This window comes from Cellulomonas sp. NPDC055163, from assembly GCF_053607065.1.
Genome location: NZ_JBSGSU010000002.1, coordinates 543,196 through 566,942 on the forward strand (window position 1 = coordinate 543,196; position 23,747 = coordinate 566,942).

The window sequence follows — 23,747 nt, forward strand, 5'->3', positions numbered from 1 at the left end:
CCCCCGGCAGGCTCCGGCCCGTCGTCCTGCGCGCACCCCGCGCCCCGTGGTGGGATGAGCCGCATGGTGGCCCTCGACGTCGTGACCGGTCCGCTCGCCGAGGCGGTGGCCGCCGACGTGCGGCGGGTCGCCGGCGCGGCGCAGGCCGTCGACGGCGTCGCCCCGCTGTCGGAGCAGCCGCTCCTGTGGCTCTCCGACCCTGCCGCGGACGTGCGCCACGTCCTCGCGCGCGACGGCGCGAGGGCTCTCGTCGGCTACGCGCAGGTCGACCTCGCGGCGACCCCGGACCCGACGGCCGAGCTCGTCGTCGCCCCGGACGCCCGCCGCCGCGGCACGGGCACGGCGCTGCTCGGCGGTGCCGGGTCGGTCGCCGCCGGGGACGCCCACGGCTCGCTCGCGGTCTGGGCCCACGGCGACCTCCCCGCGGCGCGCGCCCTCGCCGCACGGCACGGGCTCGTGCCGGTGCGTGAGCTCTGGCAGATGCGCCTCGACCTCGCGGACGGTGCGTCCGGGACGACCGTCCCGGTGACCGCGGCGTCGAGCCCGGTGCCCGCGCGCCCCCTGCCCGACGGCGTGCGGGTGCGCACGTTCGTGCCCGGGCAGGACGAGGAGGCGTGGCTGCGGGTCAACGCGCGCGCGTTCGCCGCCCACCCCGAGCAGGGCCGGATGACCCTCGCGGACCTGCGCGCCCGCGAGGCGGAGGTCTGGTTCGACCCCGCGGGCCTGCTGCTCGCGGAGCGCGACGGCGAGCTGCTCGCGTCGTTGTGGACCAAGGTGCACGCGCCCGACGCGACGAACCCCGAGCCGGTCGGCGAGGTCTACGCGCTCGGCGTCGACCCGGACGCCCAGGGCCTCGGCCTGGGCGGTGCGCTCACGGCCCTCGCCCTCGAGCACCTCGCCGCACGCGGGCTCGGTGCCGTGATCCTGTACACCGAGCGCGAGAACACCGCCGCCGTCCGCACGTACGCGCGCGCGGGCTTCGTGCGCAGCGCAGTCGACGTGCTGCTCGGGTCCTCCCGGCGGGCAGCGCACACCCCGGACCCCACGGGCGCGACGAACCCCGCGGAACCGCCCACCCTGCCGGACACCCCCGGTTCACCTGCGAGTGGAACGATGGAACGATGACCGACGCCACGCCAGCACGCCGCACGCGCACGACCCGATCGGCCCGCACGACGCGCGCCGCGTCCGCCGCCGCCGTCGCGGCACCGGACGACGCCGGGACCCTCGCCGAGGCGACGCGCGCCGTCCCGCTCCCCCCGGCCGACCCGGCCGAGGCGCCGGTCGACCACGTCACGGGCCGTCCCGGACCGCGCCCGCTGCCGCCCGAGCTCGCCGCGCACATCGCGGAGCACATCGCCGACGAGCCCGCCTCGGCGCACCCGGAGTCGCCCGAGGACGAGCCGCTGCCCGACGACCGGTTCCTCGACCGAGAGATCAGCTGGCTCGCGTTCAACCAGCGCGTGCTCGAGCTGGCCGAGGACCCGGAGCAGCCGCTGCTCGAGCGCGTCCGCTACCTGGCGATCTTCGCCTCGAACCTCGACGAGTTCTTCATGGTCCGCGTCGCCGGCCTGAAGCGGCGCATCGCGACGGGCCTCGCCGTGACCGCGGCGTCGGGCCTGAGCCCCCGCCAGGTGCTCGAGGCGATCAGCGTGCGCGCGCACGAGCTCATGGCCCGCCACGCCCGGTGCTTCACCGAGCAGGTCCAGCCCGCGCTCGCCGCCGAGGGCATCACGCTCGCTCGGTGGGACGAGCTCGGCGACGACGAGCAGGAGCGCCTGCACAAGTTCTTCCGCAAGCAGATCTTCCCGGTGCTGACGCCGCTCGCGGTCGACCCGGCGCACCCGTTCCCGTACATCTCGGGGCTCTCGCTCAACCTCGCCGTCGTAGTGCTCAACCCGCAGACCGGCAAGGAGCACTTCGCGCGCGTCAAGGTCCCGCCGCTGCTCCCCCGGTACATCGCGGTCGACGCCCGGGGCCGCCCGAGCAACCAGGCCGCGGCCGTCGAGATGGGCCCGACGTCGTTCGTGCCGCTCGAGGACGTGATCTCCCAGCACCTCGACCACCTGTTCCCCGGCATGGAGATCATCGAGCACCACACCTTCCGGGTCACGCGCAACGAGGACGTCGAGGTCGAGGAGGACGACGCCGAGAACCTCCTGCAGGCCATGGAGAAGGAGCTGCTGCGCCGCCGGTTCGGTCCGCCGGTGCGCCTCGAGCTCGCCGACGGCATCTCCCCGCGCATCCGCGACCTGCTGGTGCGCGAGCTCGGGGTCGTCGACGAGGAGGTCTACGAGCTGCCCGCGCCGCTCGACCACACGGGCCTCAACCTCGTGGCCGACCTGGACCGCCCGGCGCTGCAGAACCCGCGCTTCGCGGGCTCGACGCACCGGTACCTCGCCGAGGTCGAGAGCGCGTCGGCGAGCGACGCGTTCGCCGCGATCCGCCGCCGCGACATCCTGCTGCACCACCCGTACGACTCGTTCTCGACGTCGGTGCAGACGTTCCTGCAGCAGGCCGCCGCGGACCCGCACGTCCTCGCGATCAAGCAGACGCTGTACCGGACGTCGGGCGACTCCCCGATCGTCGACGCGCTGATCGACGCCGCCGAGGCCGGCAAGCAGGTCCTCGCGCTCGTCGAGATCAAGGCCCGGTTCGACGAGCAGGCGAACATCTCGTGGGCCCGCAAGCTCGAGCAGGCCGGCGTGCACGTGGTGTACGGCATCGTCGGCCTCAAGACGCACTGCAAGCTGAGCCTCGTCGTGCGCCAGGAGCCCGACGGGCTGCGCCGCTACTGCCACATCGGCACGGGCAACTACAACCCGAAGACGGCACGGCTCTACACCGACCTCGGGCTGCTCACGTGCGACCCGGACGTCGGGCAGGACCTCACGCGCCTGTTCAACCAGCTCTCGGGGTACGCGCCCAAGTCGCGCTTCCACCGGCTGCTCGTGGCGCCGCGCTCGGTGCGCTCGGGGCTGGTCGAGCGGATCGACCGCGAGGCCGCCGCCGCGCGTGCGGGCAAGCCCGCGTGGATCAAGATCAAGGTCAACTCGATGGTCGACGAGGCCGTCATCGACGCGCTGTACCGCGCGTCGCAGGCGGGCGTGCCCGTCGACCTCGTCGTGCGCGGCATCTGCGCGGTGCGCCCGGGCGTGCCGGGTCTGAGCGAGACGATCCGCGTGCGGTCGATCCTCGGCCGGTTCCTCGAGCACGCGCGGGTCTTCGCGTTCGCAGCGTCGGACGGCGTGCCCTCGTCGCGCAGCTCGCAGCCGGACGAGGAGGGCCCCGAGGTGTTCATCGGCTCGGCGGACCTCATGCACCGCAACCTGGACCGCCGCGTCGAGGCGCTCGTGCGGCTCGCGGACCCGGACCAGACCGCGGAGCTCGTGAGCCTGCTCGACGAGTCGATGGACGACGGCACGTCGACCTGGCACCTCGCGGCCGACGGGACGTGGACCCGGCACCACACGGGCCCCGACGGCGCGCCGCTGCTCGACCAGCAGACCGCGCTCATCCAGCGTCAGCGGCGCCGGCCGGGGGCCTCCCGGTGAGCCGGTGAGCACGACGACGAGGAGCGCGCCGGAGACGGTCGTCGAGGCCGCGGGGGCCCTGGTGTGGCGGGTGCGCCAGGAGCGGCTCCAGCTCGCGCTCGTGCACCGCCCCCGCTACAAGGACTGGTCGTGGCCCAAGGGCAAGCTCGAGGGCGACGAGACGCCCGCGGTGGCCGCGGTCCGTGAGGTCGCCGAGGAGACGGGGCACGACGTGGTCCTCGGGCGGCGCCTGCCCGGGCTCGAGTACCGGATCTCCGACGGCCGCCTCAAGCGCGTGCACTACTGGGCGGCGCAGGTCGCCGGGCGGCCCGACGGACCCGCGCTGCTGGCCCGCCCGCCGGTGCCGCGGGCGTCGCGCGACGAGATCGACGCGGTGCGTTGGGTCGACGCGGACGTGGCACGCAAGAAGCTCACGCGCGCGGAGGACCGCGAACCGCTCGACGTGCTGCTCGCGGAGCACGAGAAGGAACGGCTCGACACGCGGGTCCTCGTGGTGGCCCGGCACGGGCAGGCGCGCAAGCGCAGCAGCTGGCCGGGCAGCGAGGACGACCGCCCGCTCACCCGCACCGGCCAGGAGCAGGCCGAGCAGCTCGTGCCCGTGCTCTCCGCGTTCGGCGTCACCGACCTCGTGACGAGCCACTGGGCCCGGTGCGCGCAGACCCTCGCGCCGTACGCGGCCGCGACCCACCTGGGGCCGCGGCTCGCCGCCGAGCTGACCGAGTCGCGCCACGACGACTCCCCCGCACGCGTCGCCGCGCTCGTCGAGAGGCTGCTGGGCTCGCGACGCGACGTCGTGCTGTGCACGCACCGCCCGGTGCTCCCGACCGTGCTCGACGTGCTCGCGCAGCACTCGCGGCGCCCGGTGGCCGACGCGCTCCCGCACGAGGACCCGTTCCTGCGGCCCGGCGAGATGCTGGTCGCGCACGTGGTCGGGTCGGCCAGGGGTCCGCGCCTCGTCGCGACCGAGCGGCACACGCCCGTGCGGGCGGACTGAGCCGACGCGGCGCGCCCGCGGGCGTCAGTTCAGGATCGGGCTCAGGACCCAGAAGAAGACCGCGGCGACGAGCGCGGCAGCGGGGATCGTGAGGACCCACGCGGCGCCGATGTTCTTCGCGACGCCCCAGCGCACGGCCGAGAGCCGCTTCGTCGCACCGACGCCCATGATCGCCGAGGTGATCGTGTGCGTCGTCGAGACGGGCGCGTGCAGCGCGAACGCGTTGACGTAGAGCACGACCGCCGCGACGGACTCGGCGACGAAGCCGCGCGCCGGGTCCAGCTCGATGATCTTGCGGCCGAGCGTGCGCATGATGCGCCAGCCGCCCGCGTAGGTGCCCGCGGAGATCGCCGCGGCGGCCGAGAGCTTGACCCACAGCGGGATGCCGTCGTCCGGGTCCGCCCAGCCGACCGAGAGCAGCGCGAGGAAGATCACGCCCATCGTCTTCTGCGCGTCCTGGAGGCCGTGCCCGAGCGCCATCGCGGCGGCGGAGGCGGTCTGCGCGAGGCGGAACCGGCGGGTCGTCTTGGCCGGGGCGTTGTTCCGCACCAGCCACAGCACGCCGACCATGATGAAGAACGCCAGGCCGAAGCCGACGAGCGGCGAGAACACCATCGGCAGGACGACCTTGTCGACGATCGCCGACCAGTAGATGCCGAGCTGCGCGGCGAGGCCCGCGCCGACGAGGCCGCCGATCAGCGCGTGCGTCGAGGACGACGGCAGGCCCAGCCACCACGTGATCAGGTTCCACGTGATCGCCCCGACCAGCGCGCACAGCACCACGACGAGCGCCTGGTGCTGGCTCGCGTCCTGGAGGTCGACGATCGACGTCGCGATCGTCTCGGCGACCTCGGTGCCGAGCAGCGCACCGGCGAAGTTCATCACCGCGGCCATGATGAGCGCCGCACGCGGGGTCAGCGCCCGGGTCGAGACCGAGGTCGCGATGGCGTTCGCCGCGTCGTGGAAGCCGTTGGTGTAGTCGAAGCCGAGTGCGAACGCGACGACGACGATGACGAGCGCAGTCTCCACCGGGGCTCAGGACTCCTTGAGCGCGATGGTCTCGACCATGTTCGCGACACGCTCGAAGGCGTCGGCGGCGTCCTCGAGCTTCTCGACGACCTCCTTCAGCTTCATGAGCTGGATGGGGTCGGTGATCTCGTCGAACATCTGCGCGAGGAGCTTGCGGTGGACCTTGTCCGCCTGGTTCTCGAGTCGGTTGATCTCGATCCAGTAGTCGGACAGGTTCTCCATCGAGCGCAGGCGCGGCATGGCGTCGGCCGTGAGCTCCGCGGCGCGCTGCAGCACCTGGACCTGGTCGGAGACGCGCGCCGGCAGACCGTCGAGCTTGTAGAGCACGATCAGGTCGGCGGCCTCCTCCATGAAGTCCATGCAGTCGTCGAGCGCCGACGCGAGGTTGTAGATGTCGTCGCGGTCGAACGGCGTCACGAACGTCTGGTTGAGCCGACGCATGATCGTGTGGGTCGCCTCGTCGGCGAGGTGCTCGGCGTCGCTGATGCGCTTGCCGATCTCCTTGCGGGTCGGGCGGTCGGCGCCGAGGAGCTCGCCGAGCAGGTTCGCGCCGGTGACCAGATGAGCCGCCGATGCTGCGAGGAGGTCGAAGAACGAGGTGTCGCGCGGGGTCAGGCGCAGGCGCACGGGAGGCTCCGGTGAAGGGGACGCATGTCGCAGACAGGCTAGGGCAACGCTCGGGTGAACACGCAACCCTGGATCTGTACAGCACGCGACGTCGCGGTGGGGGGTGAGTGACGCCGGGCCGGGAGCGCCTGTCGGCGCGAAGGCCGCTCGAGGCGGCTTCAAGTGGAGCCCGGGGCTACCGCGACCCGGCGTCGGTGCAACTGTACGCCCGTCCGTCTCGCCGGTCGCTGTGACGAGACCCACGCGCGGGCGATCGCGGCCGTGCCGCACGACGTCCCGCCCCCGGGACCCCGCGCGCACCTCGGACGGCGCCGCGACCGTCCGGCCAGCCGCCCCGCACGTCACCCGGATGCGGCGAACCGGACACCCGCACGGGTGACCCGGCTCGCCCCGCACGGGCCGGTGCGGCTCACCGCTCGCGGCGCAACCACCTCCGCACCGGCCCCCAGACCCGCCGCGCGAGCAGCCGGATCCGGACGACGAGCCGCCCGGCCCACGGGAACTCCGCCGCGAGCACCGCGACGCCCGCGAACATCACGAGCAGCCCCGGCCCGGGGAGCACGAGCATCGCCGTCCCGGCGAGCAGCAGGGTGCAGCCGGTCACGACGACGAGCGGGACCCGCACCGGCCGCGGCAGGCGCGCCAGCCACTCCGGTACCCCGCGGAGCGCGCCGCCGTGCTCCGGCCCGCTCCCGCCGGAGTGCGCGCCGTCCGGCCCCGGAGCCTGCCCCGGTGCGTCGTCGGGCACGTGGGGGTGCACCTCGGGCCCGGTCACTCGAGCCGCTCCGCACGCCACAGGCCCGCGGCGTGCTCGAGCTCCTCGGCGGTGCGCACGAGCGACGACGCGCCGCGCGTCAGGCGGTGCGCCGCGTCCGAGTCGGTGCCCTCGAGGTGGTCCGCGTCGAACGCCGCACCCGTCGCCAGGACCCGGCAGAACGCCGCCCCCCGCTCGAGCGCGACCGCGAGGTCGCCCCGGTACACGCCGGAGAGCACCGCGTCGGCGAGGTCGCGCAGGTCGTTCGGTCCGGGCGGGCTCGCGACGCCCGCGACGACGTCGTGCACCGGGGCCGCCTCGACGCCCAGCCGGTAGCGCTCCGCGAGTGTCTGCGGGTCGCGGCGCACCCACTCGCGCAGCACGTACAACCGCCACAGCGCGCCGGGCAGCGTGTCCGCGGTGCTGTCGGCCCACATCGCGGCGACTACGTCGAGACCCTCGGCCTCCACGAGGCTCACGAGCCGCGCGACGAGCTCCGGGTCGTCGCCCGCGCTGCGGCCCTGGTGCACGATCGCGCCCGCCGTGGTGTGGGCGATCTCGGAGCGCAGGGCGGGGTCGATGTCGCCGGGGAGCTCGTCGGCCTGTCGGGGGTCGAGCATCGCCGGGCGTCGTGGACGCCTCGGCGCGCCGTCTGAGGTGGTCATCGTTAGATTGTCAGACAGGTCGATCCTGCAGCGCACGTCGTCAGCGAGGACGGTTCCTGCGCCGCCGACCGTGACCGGCCAGCGAGGGAGAGGGCGTCGCCATGTCGTCATCCGCTGCACGACCGTCGCAGGGCTCGGCCGGGGCGTCGGGCCGCCATCCGTCGCACGGCAAGGCGGTCGGCCTCGCGGTCGCCGCCGCGGTCGGCGGTTTCCTGTTCGGCTTCGACAGCTCGGTGATCAACGGCGCGGTCGAGGCGATCGAGGGCGAGTTCGCGCTCAGCGCCGCCGTGACGGGCTTCGCCGTCGCGGTCGCCCTGCTCGGGTGCGCGGTCGGCGCGTGGGGCGCCGGGCGGCTCGCGGACCGGTGGGGCCGCACGAAGGTCATGCTGCTCGGCGCGATCCTGTTCTTCGTCTCCTCGATCGGTGCCGCGTTCGCGTTCTCGGTCTACGACCTCATCCTGTGGCGCATCGTCGGCGGCCTCGGCATCGGCATCGCGTCGGTCATCGCCCCCGCGTACATCGCGGAGATCGCGCCCGCCGCGATGCGCGGCCGCCTCGGCTCGCTCCAGCAGCTCGCGATCACGATCGGCATCTTCGCGGCCCTGCTCTCCGACGCGGTGTTCGCCAACACCGCGGGCGGCGCGGCCGAGGCCTCGCTGTTCGGGCTCGACGCCTGGCGCTGGATGTTCCTCGTGGCCGTCGTGCCCGCCGCCGTCTACGGGATCCTCGCGCTGCGCATCCCCGAGTCGCCGCGGTTCCTCGTCGCCGCGGGCCGCAAGGACGAGGCCGTCGAGGTGCTGCGCTCGGTGTCGGGCGCCGACGAGGACCCCGTCGAGCGGGTGCACCAGATCGAGAAGACGATCGCGGCGGACAAGGCGCTCGCCCAGCAGGCGAGCCTGCGCGGCCCGGCGCTCGGCCTGCTGCCCATCGTCTGGGTCGGCATCCTGCTCTCGGTGTTCCAGCAGTTCGTCGGGATCAACGTGATCTTCTACTACTCGGTCACGCTGTGGCAGGCGGTCGGGTTCGACGAGTCCGACTCCTTCGTCGTGACCGTCGCGACGTCCGTGACGAACGTGCTCGTGACGTTCATCGCGATCGCCCTCATCGACAAGGTGGGCCGCCGGCCCATCCTGCTCGCGGGCTCCGCGGGCATGACGATCTCGCTCGGGCTCATGGCGCTGGCCTTCACCCACTCGAGCGGGGCCGGCGAGGACGTCCGGCTCGACGCGCCGTGGGGTGTCGTGGCGCTCGTCGCGGCCAACGCGTTCGTCGTCTTCTTCGGTGCGTCGTGGGGTCCGCTCGTGTGGGTGCTGCTCGGCGAGATGTTCCCGAACCGCATCCGCGCCGCGGCGCTCGGCGTCGCGGCCGCGTGCCAGTGGATCGCGAACTTCCTCATCACGGTGTCGTTCCCGCCCATGCTCGAGGCGTTCGGCGCGACCGGGCCGTACTCGATGTACGCGATCTTCGCGGCCCTGTCCTTCGTGTTCGTGCTCACCAAGGTCCCCGAGACCAAGGGCATCGCGCTCGAGGACATGGAGGGCGTCTCCCGCACGGGTCGGCGGATCGACCCCTGACGCACGGGCGCCGGGCGCACCGGCGCCTGACGCACGCGCGACGATCGCCGCCGGGTACGACGACGCCCGCCCGCCCCCGCTCACGGCAGGGGTCGGGCGGGCGTCGTCGTGCGTCGGGTGGACGCGTCAGGCCTTGATCGTCGAGACCATCGCGAGCAGCTCGCCCGAGAGCTCGCGCATCTCGCGCGCCGCCGACTCCGTCGCCGCCGCACCGTCCTGGGCCTCGCGGGCCGCGGCGCGCACCGACGAGATCGAGCTCGCGATGCGCTCCGAGCCTGCCGCGGCACCCGCGACCGCCCGGGACATGTGCGCGGTCGTGGCCGACTGCTCCTCGACCGCCGCGGAGATGCTCGCCTGGTACTCCGAGATCGTCTTGATGACGTCCGTCACGCTCGCGAGCTCCGTCGCCGCGCGACCCGTCTGGGACTGGATCGACCCGACCTGCGCGGTGATCGACTCGGTCGCGGTCGCCGTCTCGCGAGCGAGCTCCTTGACCTCGCTCGCGACGACCGCGAACCCCTTGCCGGCCTCGCCCGCACGCGCCGCCTCGATGGTCGCGTTGAGCGCGAGGAGGTTCGTCTGCTCCGCGATCGAGGTGATGAGCTTGATGACCTGGCCGATCTCCGCGCTCGCGTCGCCGAGCCGCCCGACCGTCTCCTGCGCCGCCGTCGCCGCGCGTACCGCGTCGTCCGCGATGAGCGCCGCCTGGCCGGCGTTGTGGGAGATCTCGTTGATCGCCTGGCGCATCTGGTCGGCACCCGCGGCCACGGTCTGCGCGTCCGCGGTCACGCCGCGCGCCGCGTCGTCGACGATGTCGAGCTGCGCGGCCGTCGTGCTCGCGGCACCCGTCATCGAGCCGCTGACGCCCGCGAGCCGGTCGGCGGACTGGCGCAGCGCGCCCGCGCTGGACCGCAGGCCGCGCACGGTCGTCGCCATCCACTCGACGGTGCCGTTGAGCGCCGTCCCCATGAGGCCGAGCTCGTCGTTGCCGAGCGACTCCATCCGGGTGGACAGGTCGCCGGAGTGGATCTGGCGCAGGAACTCGCCGGTGCGCCGCAGGGGGCGCGTGATGCTGACCTGCGCCCACATCGCGAACGCGACCGACGGGATCACGACGAGCACGGGCACCCACACGAGCCAACTGAGCGAGGCGAGCGTGTCGGCGGCGGCCGCGGCGTCACCGGCAGCGAGCTGCGACGCGGCGCGCGAGGTCGCGCTGCGGGCCCCGAGGCACACGGCGACGAGCGCCACGAGGGGCGTCACCACCCCGAGGCGGGACTTGGTCCGGTTGCTGATCACGCTTCTCCAGTCGTCACGGGTCGCCCTGCGTATCGACCGGACGTGCCCGGACATGAGTGATCGGCCCCGGGGCGCCGTCCGCGTCGCGTCAGCCCACCGGCAGGGCGCCGTCCGCACCCCGTCAGCCGACCGCTAGGGTGCCGTCAGGTCCGCCCCCAGCCCGAGGTCGGCGACGCGCACCGGCTGCCCGGTGAGCATCGACTGGTTGGCCGCGATGCCGACCGAGACGGCCCGCACGCCGTCGAGGAAGCCCGCGGGACGCCCGAGCGGGTCGGCCGACGGACCGCGGAAGACGTCGGCCAGCAGGATCGCGTCGCCGCCCCCGTGGCTGCCCTCGCCGACCGGGATCGGGCGCTCGACCGCGCGCTCCCAGTGCCGCTGGACCACCAGGCGCTCGCCCGCGGGGCGGACCGGGTCGACCGCGGTGCCGCCGGGTGTCGCGCTCGGGTCGAGCACGGCGTTCCCCTCGTCGTCGACCACGACCGCCCCGCGCTCGACGACCTCGAGCTCGGCGCGCCCGGCGGTCCCGTTGACCGTGACCCGGTACCCCTCCCAGGGGCTGTGCGCGTTGAGCGAGTACGTCAGCGTCGCCCCGCGGCGGTAGTCGACGAGGACCGCCATGTTGTCCTCGATCGTGATGCCGGGGGCGAAGACGTCCTGGTCGCGCACGTAGCCGTCGTGGTGCTCCGCGTCGAGGTAGAGGGCCTGGAGCCGCGGGTCGAGGGTGAGGTCGAGCGCGAACGGGTCGCCGGCGTTCCCGGTGCCGCGCGCGGGCCGCTCGCCGAGCCCGCGGACCTCGGCGTTCTTGTCGCCGTAGAACCGCAGCGCGCCCGACGCGTACACGCGCACCGGCACGTCCGAGAGCCACCAGTTGACCAGGTCGAAGTGGTGGCTGGACTTGTGCACGAGCAGCCCGCCCGAGAGCACCTTCTCGCGGTGCCACCGGCGGAAGTAGTCGGCGCCGTGCACGGTGTCGAGCGCCCACTCGAAGTGGACCGACGTGACCTCGCCGATCACGCCCGAGGCGATCACCTCGCGCAGCGCGGAGTTGCGGGGCGAGTACCGGTAGTTGAACGTCATGACGACGTCGCGACCGGTGCGGGCGATCGCGTCGGTGATGCGGCGGCAGCCGTTCGCGTCGATGGTGAGGGGCTTCTCGACGACCACGTCCGCGCCCGCGTCGAGCACGCGCGCCACGACGTCGGCGTGCGTGTGGTCGGGGCTCGTGACGACGACGGTGCCGACGCGCTGCTCGGCGACCATCCGCTCGAGGCCGTCGGGCGTGTAGCGCGGGAGCGGCCGGCCGACCCGGGCGTCGTACCAGTCGGCGCGCGCCGGGTTCGGCTCGCACCACGCGACGAGCTCCGCGACGTCGGCGTGGTCGCCGAGGACGGCGTCGACGTACATCTGCGCGCGGTGCCCGGTGCCGGCGACGGCGTAGCGGCGGCGCGGCGCGGCCCCCGGTGCGGGGTGGACCGGGACCGACGCGGCGTCCGGCTGCGTCGCGGGCCGGTCCGGGTGGGGGCCCGGGTGCGCACCGGGCGGGGTGGCGGGGTGCCCGGCGGCGGGCTCGGCTGCGGGGTGCGGGACGGTGGTCGGCACGTCGGTCACGCGGGTCTCCTCGTCGGCGCCGGACCGTCGCTCCGGGGCGTCGTCGCACCCGGTGGGAAAGCGCGTTCCCGCCGCGCGACGATCGTAGCCCGCGATCGCCGCGGCGTCAGGCGCGGGCCTCCCTGACCGGCATCCCGCCTGCCGGGCAGGGGACCCGCGAGCGCGCCGTGCCCCGTCCGGGGCCGGCGCCGGCCGCACCGGACCCGTGCGCGCACGGTGGTCGATATCGGTATCGTTCCCCCCGGTCGACGGCCGTCGACCCGTGCGGGCAGCGTCGCTCCGGGCGCGACCACGACAGGTCGCCGGACGCCAGGCCGACCGTGCGGCCCCTGGCTCGACACCGTTGCCCCACGTCGCCGGACGACGAAGCCGGCCACCCTCGAGGAGCTCTCCATGCCCGAGCGTCAGCGCGCCAGCGTCGTGCTCCACCCCGACTTCCGGGTCGGCACCGTCGACCGGCGCATGTTCGGGTCGTTCGTCGAGCACATCGGGCGCGCCGTCTACACGGGCCTCTACGAGCCCGGCCACGCGACGGCCGACGAGCACGGCTTCCGGCGCGACGTCGCCCACCTCACGCGCGAGCTCGGCGTCACGACGGTGCGCTACCCCGGCGGCAACTTCGTCTCCAACTACGTGTGGGAGGACGGCGTCGGCCCGCGCGAGGAGCGTGAGCCGTTCATCGACCTCGCGTGGCGCACGATCGAGCCCAACGAGATCGGCACCGACGAGTTCCTGCAGTGGGCCGAGCGCGAGGGCATCGAGCCGATGATGGCCGTCAACCTCGGCACCCGCGGGGTCGCCGCCGCGGCCGCGCTCGTCGAGTACTGCAACGGCGAGGCCGGGTCCAGGTGGGCCGACATGCGCATCGCGAACGGGCGCGCGAAGCCCTACGGCGTCCGCCTCTGGTGCCTCGGAAACGAGATGGACGGCCCCTGGCAGATCGGCCACAAGGACGCGCACGAGTACGGCAGGCTCGCGGCCGAGGCCGGCAAGGCGATGAAGCTGGTCGACCCGAGCATCGAGCTCGTCGTGTGCGGCTCGTCCTCGATGCAGATGCCGACGTTCGGCTCGTGGGAGCAGACCGTCCTGTCCGCCACGTACGACGTCGTCGACCACCTCTCGATGCACGCCTACTACGAGGACCGCGACGGCGACCGCGCGAGCTTCCTGGGCTCGGGCACGGCGATGGACCGCTTCATCCGCCGCGTCGTGGCGACGGCCGACGCCGTGGGCGCCCAGCGCCGCTCCGACAAGCGGATCACCATCTCGTTCGACGAGTGGAACGTCTGGTACCTCGAGTCGCGGTTCGCCGGCGGCGAGAACCTCCCGCTCCAGCGCGACGCCCCGCGGGTCATCGAGGACGTCTACTCGGCGCTCGACGGCGTGGTGGTCGGCGACCTGCTCGTGACGCTCGTCAACCACGCTGACCGCGTGCCGATCGCGTGCCTCGCCCAGATGGTCAACGCGATCGCGCCGATCATGACCGAGCCCGGCGGACCCGCCTGGCGGCAGCCGACGTTCCACCCGTTCGCTGAGACGGCCCGCCTCGCCCGCGGCGTCGCTCTCGACCTGCGCGTGCAGGCGCCGACCGTCACGACCGCCCGGCACGGGACGGTCCCGCTCGTCACGGCCGCGGCGACGTGGGACGACGTCGACGGCACGGACGCGGTGCTCGCGCTCTTCCTGGTCAACCGCTCGCCCGAGCCCGTCGACGTCGCGCTGACCCACCCGGGCGTGCGCGTCGAGCTCACGGGCGGCGTGCAGCTGCTCGCGGACCACGAGCCCGCCGTCGCCGGCCCCGAGCACGCGGCGAAGGTCGCGGCCGCCTGCCTGTCGACGCTCGGCGCACCGCCCGCGGGCACCGGCGATGGCTCCACCACCGTCACGCTCGCACCCGAGTCGTGGACCGCCCTGCACGGCACGGCTAGTCGTATCTGACTGTGGTCACAATCGTCGTGACACGCCTGTGACTCGCGGCATTCATCAGACCTCTTACACCCTTTGGTGAGGGTTCGATGAGGTTATCCGGGAAACCTGGGAGAAAACCCGTCCGAATGCTACGTTCGCGTCATGCCCCCTGCCGACACCGTGGTCGACGCCCATGTGCACGTCTGGAATCCCGAGGCCGTGCACTACCCCTGGCTCACCCACGACCTGACCTCGATCGACCGCGTCTTCACGGTCGGTGACGCGGCGCCCGAGCTTCGGGAGCAGGGCGTCGGGCACGTCGTCCTCGTGCAGTCGGCCGACAACCGCGCCGACAGCGAGAACATGCTCAACCAGGCGCTCGGCAACCCCGAGGTCGCGGGCGTCGTCGCGTGGGTCCCGCTCGTCTCCCCCGACGACACCGCCGCGCAGCTCGACGCCTGGCGCAGCGAGCCCGTCGTCGGCGTCCGGCACATGGTGCACCTCGAGACCGACCCGAGCTGGCTGCTGCGCGACGACGTCGGCAAGAGCCTCGGCCTGCTCGCGGACCGGCGCATGACGTTCGACGTGAGCGCCGAGACGCCGACGCTGCTCGCGCACGTCACCATGCTCGCCGAGCGGCACCCCGACCTCACGATCGTGCTCGACCACCTCGCGAAGCCGCCGATCGCGGCGCTCCGCTCGGGCCACCGCGCGGTCTGGAACCTGTGGGCGGGCATGATCGCCGAGATCGCCCAGGCGCCCAACGTCGTCGCCAAGGTGTCGGGCCTCAACACCGCCGCGGGCCCGGGCTGGACGGTCGACGACCTGCGGCCCGCCGTCGACCACGCGCTCGAGGTCTTCGGCCCCGGGCGGCTCATGATCGGCAGCGACTGGCCGCTCGCACTGCTCGCCGCGAGCTCCTACACCGAGGTGTGGACCGCGACGCGCGACACCCTCGGCGGGCTCGGCGAGGCGGAGCGCGCCGAGGTGCTCGGCGGGACGGCGACCCGGGTCTACGGGCTCGCGGTCTGACCGCCCCGGGGCGCCGTCACGGCCGGGTGTGACCACCCCGGGCGCGACGCCCGGTCGACGAGCGGCCCGCGTCAGACCTCGACGAGACCCGCGCCGAGCACGGCCGGGACCCCCGGAGCGAGGTGCAGCGTGACGCGAGGCCCCTCCCCCGCACCCTCGCGCACGACGACCGTGGTCGGCCGGTCGGCCACGAGCTGCGCCCGGGTCACGCGACCGGCCGACCACGTGATCGCGACCGTGACGCCACCGCGCACGCGCAGGCCACGCACCCGACCCTCGCCCCACGGACCCGGGAGCGCAGGCAGCAGGTGCACCTCGCGGACGGCGCCCTCCTCGCCTGCGACCGTCCGGTGCCCCTGCACGAGCGCCTCGACGACACCCGCGGTGAAGCCGAGGTTCCCGTCGACCTGGAAGGGCGGGTGCGCGCAGAACAGGTTCCGGTAGACCCCGCCGCCCTCGCCGTAGCGCGGTCCCGACCGGCCGGGCAGATCGAGGTCGACCGGGGCGAGGAACGAGCGGACCGACGCCTCGACGCCCGCGACGTCCCGCAACCGGGCGCGCAGGTTCAGGCGCCACGCGAGCGACCAGCCCGTCGACTCCGGACCACGCGCGTCGAGGCTCGCGACCGCGGCGGCCGCCAGCACCGGCGCCTGGTCGGGGTCGATCGACGTGCCCGGGTGCACGCGGTAGAGGTGGGACTGGTGGCGGTGCGTCGGCTCGGCGTCGGGCACGTCGGTCAGCCACTCCGAGAGCCGGCCGTCGGCGCCCACCCGCTCGGCGGGCAGCCGCTCCAGCGCGTCACGGATGCGGGTGTCGAGGTCGTCGCGGGGCGTGTCGCGGTCGGACGGGTCGCGGTCGGACGCGTCGCGGTCGGACGGGTCGCGGTCGGACCCGTCGTCGCCGGGCCTGTCCTTGCCGGACCCGCTGGGGCCGGACGCGTCGGCCAGCGCGGCGCGCGCGTCGAGCGTGCGCTCGAGCAGGTCGCGGACCATCGCGAGGTCGGACGTCGTCGAGGTCGAGACGGCGGCCGGCAGCCCGTCCGCCGCGACGTACGTGTTCTCGGGGCTCGTGGCGGGCGCGGTGCCGAGGGTGCCGTCGGGAAGCTCGACGAGCCAGTCGAGCACGAACAGCGCGGCGCCCTCCAGGACCGGCCACGCCCCCGCGAGGAACGCGGCGTCCCCCGTGTACTCGTAGTGGTCCCACAGGTGGCGGGAGAGCCACGCACCGGCGAGCGGCCAGGCCGTCCAGCACGGGTCGCCGTCGCCCTCACCCGCCGGGAGCGAGAAGCCCCACACGTCGGAGTTGTGGTGCGCCGCCCACCCGCGCGCCCCGTAGAGCTCGCGCGCGGTGCGCGTGCCCGACGCCGCGAGCGCGCCGAGCCACCGCAGCAGCGGCTCGTGGCACTCGGCGAGGTTCGCGCCCAGCGCGGGCCAGTAGTTCATCTCGGTGTTGATGTTGAGCGTGTAGTTGCCGGACCAGGGCGGCTGCACGTGCTCGTTCCACAGGCCCTGGAGCCCCATCGGCTGCGTGCCGGGCCGCGAGCCCGCGACCAGGAGGTAGCGGCCGTACTGGAACGCGAGCGCGGCGAGTCCCGGGTCAGGGGCTCCGGCGGCGTGCCGCGCGAGGCGCTCGTCGGTCGGCGCCGACCGCAGCACCGGGACCGCGACGGTGGCCGGGGCGGTCGCCGGGCCGACCGCAGGCCGGTCGTCGCCGGACGGGACCTGGCTCGTCCCGCCGGACGGGACGGTGAGCGGGGCGTCGCCCGACGGTCCAGGGCGCAGCGCATCGCCCGACGCGACCGGCGGTTCGCTCCCACCCGAGGGCTCGGCCCGTGGAGTGTCCGCCGCGCCGCCGAGCACCAGGCCGACGCGGTCCAGCAGCCCCCGGTGCTCCGCGACGTGCTCGGCACGCAAGCGCTCGTGACCCGCCGCCACCGCCGCGTCGAGCCGCGCCTCGACCGCGGCCCGCAGCCGCTCGACGTCGCCGTGCGGCACGACGCCCGGCCCGCCGAAGTCGGTCCCGGTCGCCAGCAGCACGACGAGCTCGCGCGCGCCCCGGACCACGAGCTGGGCGTCACCGGCCACGACGTCACCGTCGCTCAGCACCCGCAGCCCGACGACGGCGGTCACGGCACTCCCCGCGACGGCGCTGCGCTCGACCGGCTCCGCGACGTCCTCGTGCGGCGGCCACACGTGCGACGGCATCCGGGCGGCCGCGGCCCAGCCGGCGCCGCGCACCCCGTCGCCGTCCGGCTCCCCGGTCGAGGTGCGCACGCCGTCGAGCGGGTGCATGGAGGTCACGCTCAGCACGAGGTCCGCGCGCGGGCCCTCGACGACGCGGCGCACCACGAGCACGCCCGCGGGTGCGCTGACGAAGACCTCCTGCGCCGACGGGACACCGCCGGACGTCCAGGCGTGCCCGGCGACGGCGTCGCGCAGGTCGAGCCAGCGCGCGTACGAGGTGCCGGCGGCCTCGTGGCGCTCGTCGGCCGCGGCCCCGTCGACCGCCCCGGTCCGTCCGCCGGAGCCGGCCTGCCCGTCCGTCCCCGTCTGCGCTCCGGACCCTGCCCGCTCGTCCGCCTCGGACGGGTCGGCCGGCCACGCCCGCTCGTCCCGCGCGGGGAGCTGCTCGACCCACAGGTCGACGAGCGGCTGGTAGGCCTGCGAGTGACCGTGCTGGAGTCGCTGGACGTGACGCTCCGCGGCGCGCACGTCCCCGCGGGCGAGCGCCTCGCGCGCCGCGGCGACGACGTGCGGGCCCTCGCCGGGCGCGATCCGCGGGATCCCCGCGTTGGTCGCGGGCGAGCCGGACCAGCACGTGTCGTCGTTGACCTGGATGCGGTCGCGCAGCGGCCCGCCGAAGCACATGGCCCCGATCCGCCCGTTGCCCAGCGGGAGGGCGTCGGTCCAGGCCGCGGCGGGCGCCGTGTAGTGCAGGGTCAGGTCGCCGGCGTCGCCGCTCGTGGTGCTCACGCGGGTGTCGGGGCGGACGGGTCGAGCAGGCCGGCCGCGCGCAGCTCGGACCACACGTCGGCGGGCACGTGCGTGCGGAACCTGTCGACGGCGTCGTCGACGTGCGCCGCCGTGCGGGCCCCGACCACGACGGACACCACCGCGGGGTGCGCCGCCGGGAAGGCCAGAGCCGCGTCGGGCAGCGTGACGCCGTGCCGCTCGCACACGTCGGCGATCGCGTGGGCACGCTCGATCAGCAGCGCGTCCGCGGGCGCGTAGTTGTGGTGGGCCCCCGGTGCCGGGCGGGGCCGGGCGAGGATGCCGGAGTTGTACGGCGCGGCGGCCACGACGGCGACGCTGCGCTCGACCGCGAGGGGCAGGAGGTCGGCGAGCGCGCCCTGCTCGAGCAGCGTGTACCGGCCCGCGAGCATCACGACGTCGATGTCGGTCTCCCGGACGAACCGCGCGAGCATCGCCGACTGGTTCATCCCCGCGCCGACCGCCCCGAGCACCCCCTCGTCCCGGAGCTCGACGAGGGCGGGCAGCGCGGTCGCGACGGCCTCGTCGCCGAAGTCGTCGGGGTCGTGCAGGTAGGCGATGTCGATGCGGTCGAGGCCGGTGCGCTCGAGGCTCTCCTCGATCGACCGCCGGATGCCGTCCCGGGTGAGGTCCCACGCACGGCGCGTGTCCGCCGGGACGTCGAAGCCCTCGTCGTCGCGCAGGTGCGCGCGCTCGGGGCTGGGCACGAGCCGGCGCCCGACCTTCGTGGAGACCGTGCACTCCTCGCGCGGGTACGCCGCGAGCAGCGCGCCGAGGCGTCGCTCCGACAGCCCGAGGCCGTACGACGGGGCGGTGTCGAGGTACCGGATGCCCCGCTCCCAGGCCCGCGCGACGGCGCCGTGCGCCTCCTCGTCGGTCGTGACGCGCCCGAGGTTGCCGAGCTGCGCGGTCCCGAGTCCGAGGCCCGTCACGACCGTCCCGGTCTTCGGCACGACGTGCCTGGTCAGAGCATCGCGGCCCTCGTCGGCCCGCCCGTCGTGCGCACCTGCGCCCGTTGCCGCCATGGGTCCTCCTGCGCGTCGTCGCTGCTCGGCGACCGCCGCGGACGTCCTGCACGGACCGGCCCCGGCGGGCTGCCGCGACCCTACCAACGGCGCCGCGGGCGCGAGCGGCCCGGCGCCGGGCGCACCGGGGGTGCGGTCCGAGCTCGGGGTCCGGGGCGAACGCCGCGGGGGGACGCACCGCGTGTGTCCCAGCGCGTGCGCGGGGCGGAGGTCGCAGGCATCCTGAGGGCATGCCCCGGGAACGGCGGGCGCACCTTCGCGCGCCTGGGAGAACCGTGGAACCCGTACCCGAGACCGCCGAGGTCCTCCGGTCCCTCAACGCGACCAGCGAGCGCGACCTCGCGTCGATGATCGACGCCCTCGCGGAGCGTGTCGCCGCGATCGTGCCCAGCTGCGTGGGCGTGAGCATCAGCCTCCGGGACAGCGGGCTCACGTTCACGCTCGTGGCGACGTCGGAGCAGGTCGCCGCGCTCGACGCGGTCCAGTACGTCGCGACCGGGCCCTGCGTCGACAGCGCCGCCAGCGGGGACGAGATCCAGCTCCACGACGTGCTCGACGAGCGACGCTGGCAGCACTTCGCGCGGTCCGCCGCCGCCCAGGACGTCCGCAGCACGCTGTCGCTGCCGCTCGTCGTCGCGGGGGGTGACGTCGCCGGCGCGGTCAACCTGTACGCGGCCGACCCGCAGGCGTTCGTCGGGGTCGAGGCCGAGCTGAGACAGGCCGTGGGCGGCGGCCATGACCTGGGCGTGTCCAACGCGGACCTGCCGTTCCGCACCCGGGAGGTCGCACGGACCGCAACCCGTGCGCTCGACGAGCTCGACGTCGTGGAGCAGGCCGTGGGCTTCGTCATGGCCGAGCAGCGCGTCGGGGAGGACGAGGCGCGCCGCCGCCTCGTGGACGCCGCCGAGCGGGCCGGGGTGGACGTCCCGAGCGCGGCGCGGGCGCTGATGGCGCGCCGCTGACCCGACCGGCCCGGGCGTGCGGCTCCGCGGTGCCCCACGCGCGCGCGTGCTCGGGCGTGGACCGCGAGGGCGCCGCTCCCGGCCGCCGGCTCAGGACGAGGCTCGGACCTGCAGCGTCGCCTCGAAGATCGACGCGGTCACGCGGCGCTCGGGCGCGTCGATCTGCGCGAGCAGGATCGCGACCATCTCCGCGGTCATCTCCTCGACCGGCTGACGCACGCTCGTGAGGGCCGGGCGGGCGACGGGGGCCAGCGCGCTGTCGTCGAACCCCACGACCGACACGTCGTGCGGGACCCGGCGGCCCGCGTCCTCGAGCACGTCCACCGCGCCGAGCGCCATGAGGTCGTTCGCGGCGAACACCCCGTCGAGCGCGGGCTCGCGGGCGAGCAGCGCACGCATCGCCTCCGCGCCGGTCACGAACGAGAACCCGCCCGGGGCCGTGACGACGTCCGGCAGCCCGTGCCGCGCGGCGACGTCCCGGAAGCCGGCGAGGCGCTCGTGGGCCGACGGAACATCCACCGGGCCCTCGATCGCGGCGAGGCGGCGGCGCCCCCGGGCGAGCAGGTGCTCGGCCGCGAGCGCACCCCCCTCCCGGTTCCCCACGTCGACGAAGCTCACGGGGAGCGGCGCCGCGGGGTGCGCGAAGATCACGGACGGGACGCCCGCGGCGACGAGCAGCGGCGCGAGGGGGTCGTCGGGGCGCGTCGAGACGAGCAGCGCCCCGTCGGCATGACCCTGCTGCAGGTGGCCGAGCACGCGTGTCCGGTCGGCGTCCGTCTCGGCGAGCATGAGGACGGGGTCCACGTCGCGGGGGCGCAGCGCCCGCAGGATCCCGCCGACCGCGCGACCCACGAACGGGTCGTGGAAGTCGACCTCGTCGGGCGGGCCGCCGGGCGACGCCGCCCCCGCGACCGCGACGACGACGAGCCCCGAGCGCCGGGTCACCAGCGAGCGCGCAGCGCGGTTCGGGACGTAGCCGGTGCGGGCGATCGCGTCGCGCACGAGCTCCTGGAGGTGCTCGGCGACGTCCTGGCGACCGTTGACGACGCGGGAGACGGTGGCGCGGGAGACGCCGGCGACACGGGCGACGTCCTCGAGGGTCGGGCGCGCGGCGGACGTCGCGGGGTCGGCCATGCGGGGACGCTAGCACGCGTCAGAGAACGCTCTCCGGGGCCCGCGGGGGTGACGGGTCGGCGCGCGGCGGTCGGCTCGGCGCAGGTCGGCGCGGGTCGCCCGGTGCGGCGAAGCGGCGAGGTGCCGGTGCGGTGAGGCGGCGAGACGGCGAGACGGCGAGATGAAGGGTCACCAGAGTGCAGCGGTCCGTGCCACGGTGCGGGGGTCGGCGAGGCGGAGGGCGCAGCGCGTCAGGACGCGGGCCACCCGCAGGCGAGTGCGACGAAGTCGTGCACGCGCCCGCGCAGCTCGTCGCCCGCCGTCACGGAGAAGACGGGCTGCACGGCACCGTCGACGCGCGCGTGCACCCCGAACGCCGTGCCGCGCTTGTCCTCCGCGACGGCGTGCGGGTCGCACCGCGCGGGCACGACGTCGAGGCCGACCGTGCGGGCACCGTCCGGAGCGGTCGACAGCGCGGCAGGCCACAGCGGGCCGCCCGCCGCCGGGTCGAGCAGGACCGTCCGCTCGACCGCGTCGACCACGACCTCGGGTCCGCCCGCACGCGGCGTGAGGGTGAGCGTGAGCGTCCCGACCCAGCGCCCGTCGGGCTCCTGACGCGTCGCGAGCGACGGGCCGAGCGCGAGCGTGGCTCCCTGCGCGACGGCGACCACCGCGCAGTCCTCCGCGTGGATGCGCGCCAGGTGCCCGTTCGGGTCCTCGGGGGTCAGCTCGAGCGTCCCGCGCCGACCGGCGGCGTCGACCACCTCGAGCCGGACCGTCGCGGCGCCCGCGCCCGCGCCCGACGCGGCGGTCGCGTCCCCCGCGCCGCCCGCGGCGTCCAGGGATCCGGCTGCGTCCCCCGCACCGCTCGCGGACGCCGTCGCTCCCCCGTCCGCCGCCGCGTCCCGACCCGCGTCGCACACCGGGTCGCCGAGCGCGACGGACAGGTCCCGGCGCGTCCCCGCGGGCGCGCGCCGGCCGTCCTCGCTCACCGCGACCCCCTCGACCGTGGGGCTCGTGAGCCGTGCCTCGACGACCTCGAGGTCGGTCGCGCCGTCGTTGAGCACGGCGACCTGGACGACGCGCGCGGCCCGGTCCGTGCGGCTCTGCCGCACCTCGACGCGCAGCCCCGCGAGGACCTCCCGCGGCAGCGGCGCGGCCGAGGCCGCCAGCGATGCGGACGCGCCGGTCGTGCGGGCGGGCGGCGCGTCGCCGGGCTCCGAGCACGCGGCCGTCGCGGCGAGGACCAGCGGCATGAGCAGCGCGGCCAGCAGCGCGGGCGCGGACCGGCCACCGGGCCCGGGCGTGCCGCGTCGACGCATCCCGACATCGTGGCGCACACGGCGCCCCGACGGAACGGGACGGCGCACGGCCACGGCTGCGGTCGCGGTCGCGGTCGCGCCCCGGCGGCGGGCAGTCCGAGCCCGAAGGCCACCGGCCCCGCACCGACCCGCGTATCAGCACCCCGACCCACGCGTCCTCCCCCACAGGACCGTCACCGCACGGTCCGCCGGGCCGTCTCCGCCCGGCGCAGCCCACCCGAGGGGGTCCACGTGGAGCGACGACTGCGTCCGGGCGCGTCGCTGCGGGACGGGCAGGCGCTCGCCGCGCCGAACCGGCGCACGCTCCTGACGATGCAGGCCGACGGGAACCTGGTGCTGTACGAGTACTTCGCGAGCGGCCGGCGCGCGCACCTGTGGGACAGCGCGACCGCGGGCAGCCCCGGCGCCGTCGCGCACCTGCAGGAGGACGGCGAGCTCGTGGTGCGCCGCCCCGACGGGTACGTGCTGTGGGGCGCGGGCACCCCGGGCGACCCGGGCACGGAGCTCGTGCTGCTCGACGACGGCGACCTCGTGCTCGAGCGGCCCGACGGGCGCCGCGCCTGGGCGTCGGGGACCCGGCTCGGGTACGCGCTCGTCGACTTCCGGCCCGAACGGGACGGCTTCGGCTTCCCGGACGCGTTCGCGGGCGTCGTCGCGACCCTGCCCGGCGTGGGCGACGTCGCGGTGTGCGGGCTGTGCGGCGGCATGGCGTTCGCGGCGCTCGACCACTGGTACGCGGGCGTGCCGGTGCCGGCCACGGAGCCGTCGGCACCCGTGCCCGACGACGTGCCGCCCGACGGCCACCCGCTCACCGAGTACCTGCGCGCGCGCACCGACGACTCGTTCCGGGTGCCGTCGGCCGCGCGGTTCGCCGAGTGGTCGGCCCACCCGGACCACGCGACGTGGCTCTACGCGGGCGTCCACCGCTGGTGCACGGAGGACGAGCTCCCGCGGCTCGTCGAGGAGCTGCGAGCCGGGCACCCGGTGCCGCTCGGGCTCGTGCGGGCCCGCTCGGTCGCGGCGGCCGGGGAGAACCACCAGGTCGTGGCGTACGGGTTCGAGCACGACCGCGCGACCGGGCGGACGACGGTGCTCGTGCACGACAGCGCGGCGCCGGGCGTCGAGGTCCGGCTGACGTCGGAGCGGGACGAGGTCGGCTGGACGTCCTCGTGCGGCGGGCGCTGGCGCGGGTTCTTCGTGCAGGACTACACCCCGCGCACGCCGCCGTCCCCCGGACGGGTGCCCGAAAGGGTGTGCGTTCCTGCCCCCGCGCCGGTCCTGAAGTCGC

General features: G+C 75.3%; 17 protein-coding genes and 1 pseudogene. 8 read left to right on the forward strand and 10 right to left on the reverse strand.

Features of this window, described 5'->3' with window-relative positions:
* The first annotated feature begins 54 nt into the window (after positions 1-54).
* From mshD to ACWFNE_RS06195, 3 genes are read left to right on the forward strand one after another with little or no spacing between them, the layout of a single operon-like run.
* Positions 55-1,125 carry a mycothiol synthase gene (gene mshD / locus ACWFNE_RS06185; RefSeq protein WP_452121548.1) on the forward strand — a complete coding sequence of 357 codons (1,071 nt, stop codon included), beginning with the start codon at positions 55-57 and terminating at the stop codon, positions 1,123-1,125.
* Positions 1,122-3,554, forward strand: coding sequence for an RNA degradosome polyphosphate kinase (locus ACWFNE_RS06190; protein ID WP_452121549.1), 2,433 nt, complete (start codon positions 1,122-1,124; stop codon positions 3,552-3,554). Before mshD ends, ACWFNE_RS06190 begins: the two co-directional genes overlap by 4 nt.
* A gap of 4 nt (positions 3,555-3,558) precedes the next feature.
* Complete coding sequence (locus ACWFNE_RS06195) at positions 3,559-4,548, forward strand: NUDIX hydrolase (RefSeq protein ID WP_452121550.1); 990 nt, start codon at positions 3,559-3,561, stop codon at positions 4,546-4,548.
* A gap of 24 nt (positions 4,549-4,572) precedes the next feature.
* Here the strand turns inward: ACWFNE_RS06195 and ACWFNE_RS06200 are convergent, their stop codons facing one another.
* The 4 genes from ACWFNE_RS06200 to ACWFNE_RS06215 form a co-directional block, all read right to left on the reverse strand.
* A complete protein-coding gene (locus ACWFNE_RS06200) occupies positions 4,573-5,577 on the reverse strand; it encodes an anion permease (RefSeq protein ID WP_452121551.1) in 1,005 nt (334 codons plus the stop codon).
* A gap of 6 nt (positions 5,578-5,583) precedes the next feature.
* Positions 5,584-6,204 carry a DUF47 domain-containing protein gene (locus tag ACWFNE_RS06205; RefSeq protein ID WP_452121552.1) on the reverse strand — a complete coding sequence of 207 codons (621 nt, stop codon included), beginning with the start codon at positions 6,202-6,204 and terminating at the stop codon, positions 5,584-5,586.
* Between the two features lie 409 nt (positions 6,205-6,613).
* Positions 6,614-6,952 (reverse strand): PGPGW domain-containing protein, encoded by a 339-nt coding sequence (locus ACWFNE_RS06210; protein ID WP_452121553.1) that lies wholly within the window; start codon positions 6,950-6,952, stop codon positions 6,614-6,616.
* 23 nt (positions 6,953-6,975) lie between these two features.
* Positions 6,976-7,578 carry a hypothetical protein gene (locus ACWFNE_RS06215; RefSeq protein WP_452121577.1) on the reverse strand — a complete coding sequence of 201 codons (603 nt, stop codon included), beginning with the start codon at positions 7,576-7,578 and terminating at the stop codon, positions 6,976-6,978.
* A gap of 146 nt (positions 7,579-7,724) precedes the next feature.
* Here ACWFNE_RS06215 and ACWFNE_RS06220 point away from each other — a divergent pair, with 146 nt between their 5' ends.
* Positions 7,725-9,197: a sugar porter family MFS transporter gene (locus tag ACWFNE_RS06220; RefSeq protein WP_452121554.1), complete on the forward strand. Its 1,473-nt coding sequence runs from the start codon at positions 7,725-7,727 to the stop codon at positions 9,195-9,197.
* Positions 9,198-9,323: 126 nt separating this feature from the next.
* Here ACWFNE_RS06220 and ACWFNE_RS06225 read toward each other — a convergent pair whose 3' ends face one another.
* Both ACWFNE_RS06225 and ACWFNE_RS06230 read right to left on the reverse strand, forming a co-directional pair.
* Positions 9,324-10,496, reverse strand: a complete 1,173-nt coding sequence (locus tag ACWFNE_RS06225) for a methyl-accepting chemotaxis protein (protein ID WP_452121555.1) — start codon at positions 10,494-10,496, stop codon at positions 9,324-9,326.
* Positions 10,497-10,628: 132 nt separating this feature from the next.
* Positions 10,629-12,107: a Gfo/Idh/MocA family protein gene (locus ACWFNE_RS06230; RefSeq protein ID WP_452121556.1), complete on the reverse strand. Its 1,479-nt coding sequence runs from the start codon at positions 12,105-12,107 to the stop codon at positions 10,629-10,631.
* Between the two features lie 393 nt (positions 12,108-12,500).
* Here ACWFNE_RS06230 and arfA point away from each other — a divergent pair, with 393 nt between their 5' ends.
* Both arfA and ACWFNE_RS06240 read left to right on the forward strand, forming a co-directional pair.
* Positions 12,501-14,045 carry an arabinosylfuranosidase ArfA gene (gene arfA, locus ACWFNE_RS06235; protein WP_452121557.1) on the forward strand — a complete coding sequence of 515 codons (1,545 nt, stop codon included), beginning with the start codon at positions 12,501-12,503 and terminating at the stop codon, positions 14,043-14,045.
* A gap of 132 nt (positions 14,046-14,177) precedes the next feature.
* Positions 14,178-15,047: an amidohydrolase family protein gene (locus tag ACWFNE_RS06240; protein WP_452121558.1), complete on the forward strand. Its 870-nt coding sequence runs from the start codon at positions 14,178-14,180 to the stop codon at positions 15,045-15,047.
* A 71-nt stretch (positions 15,048-15,118) separates the two neighbouring features.
* Here the strand turns inward: ACWFNE_RS06240 and ACWFNE_RS06245 are convergent, their stop codons facing one another.
* Positions 15,119-18,019, reverse strand: a complete 2,901-nt coding sequence (locus ACWFNE_RS06245) for a glycosyl hydrolase family 95 catalytic domain-containing protein (protein ID WP_452121559.1) — start codon at positions 18,017-18,019, stop codon at positions 15,119-15,121.
* A complete protein-coding gene (locus tag ACWFNE_RS06250; protein ID WP_452121560.1) occupies positions 18,016-19,062 on the reverse strand; it encodes an aldo/keto reductase in 1,047 nt (348 codons plus the stop codon). The genes ACWFNE_RS06245 and ACWFNE_RS06250 overlap by 4 nt, the downstream gene beginning before the upstream one ends.
* A gap of 275 nt (positions 19,063-19,337) precedes the next feature.
* Here ACWFNE_RS06250 and ACWFNE_RS06255 point away from each other — a divergent pair, with 275 nt between their 5' ends.
* The gene (locus ACWFNE_RS06255; protein ID WP_452121561.1) at positions 19,338-20,024 is read left to right on the forward strand and encodes a GAF and ANTAR domain-containing protein; all 687 of its coding nucleotides are present in this window, start codon (positions 19,338-19,340) and stop codon (positions 20,022-20,024) included.
* Positions 20,025-20,114: 90 nt separating this feature from the next.
* On the opposite strand, the gene ACWFNE_RS06260 is transcribed toward ACWFNE_RS06255, so the two are convergent.
* Together ACWFNE_RS06260 and ACWFNE_RS06265 are read right to left on the reverse strand one after the other, a co-directional pair.
* The gene (locus tag ACWFNE_RS06260) at positions 20,115-21,158 is read right to left on the reverse strand and encodes a LacI family DNA-binding transcriptional regulator (protein WP_452121562.1); all 1,044 of its coding nucleotides are present in this window, start codon (positions 21,156-21,158) and stop codon (positions 20,115-20,117) included.
* A 230-nt stretch (positions 21,159-21,388) separates the two neighbouring features.
* Positions 21,389-22,459 (reverse strand): hypothetical protein, encoded by a 1,071-nt coding sequence (locus ACWFNE_RS06265; RefSeq protein WP_452121563.1) that lies wholly within the window; start codon positions 22,457-22,459, stop codon positions 21,389-21,391.
* Positions 22,460-22,690: 231 nt separating this feature from the next.
* Between ACWFNE_RS06265 and ACWFNE_RS06270 the strand changes: the two are divergent.
* Positions 22,691-23,747: pseudogene (locus ACWFNE_RS06270) on the forward strand (hypothetical protein); the annotation flags it as partial.

Bases quoted from the DNA above. Each gene is read 5' to 3' on its own strand.
- mshD (WP_452121548.1), top strand. From the start codon at position 55: ATGAGCCGCATGGTGGCCCTCGACGTCGTGACCGGTCCGCTCGCCGAG.
- ACWFNE_RS06190 (WP_452121549.1), top strand. From the start codon at position 1,122: ATGACCGACGCCACGCCAGCACGCCGCACGCGCACGACCCGATCGGCC.
- ACWFNE_RS06215 (WP_452121577.1), bottom strand. From the start codon at position 7,578: ATGCTCGACCCCCGACAGGCCGACGAGCTCCCCGGCGACATCGACCCC.
- ACWFNE_RS06220 (WP_452121554.1), top strand. From the start codon at position 7,725: ATGTCGTCATCCGCTGCACGACCGTCGCAGGGCTCGGCCGGGGCGTCG.
- arfA (WP_452121557.1), top strand. From the start codon at position 12,501: ATGCCCGAGCGTCAGCGCGCCAGCGTCGTGCTCCACCCCGACTTCCGG.
- ACWFNE_RS06240 (WP_452121558.1), top strand. From the start codon at position 14,178: ATGCCCCCTGCCGACACCGTGGTCGACGCCCATGTGCACGTCTGGAAT.
- ACWFNE_RS06250 (WP_452121560.1), bottom strand. From the start codon at position 19,062: ATGGCGGCAACGGGCGCAGGTGCGCACGACGGGCGGGCCGACGAGGGC.
- ACWFNE_RS06260 (WP_452121562.1), bottom strand. From the start codon at position 21,158: ATGGCCGACCCCGCGACGTCCGCCGCGCGCCCGACCCTCGAGGACGTC.
- ACWFNE_RS06265 (WP_452121563.1), bottom strand. From the start codon at position 22,459: ATGCGTCGACGCGGCACGCCCGGGCCCGGTGGCCGGTCCGCGCCCGCG.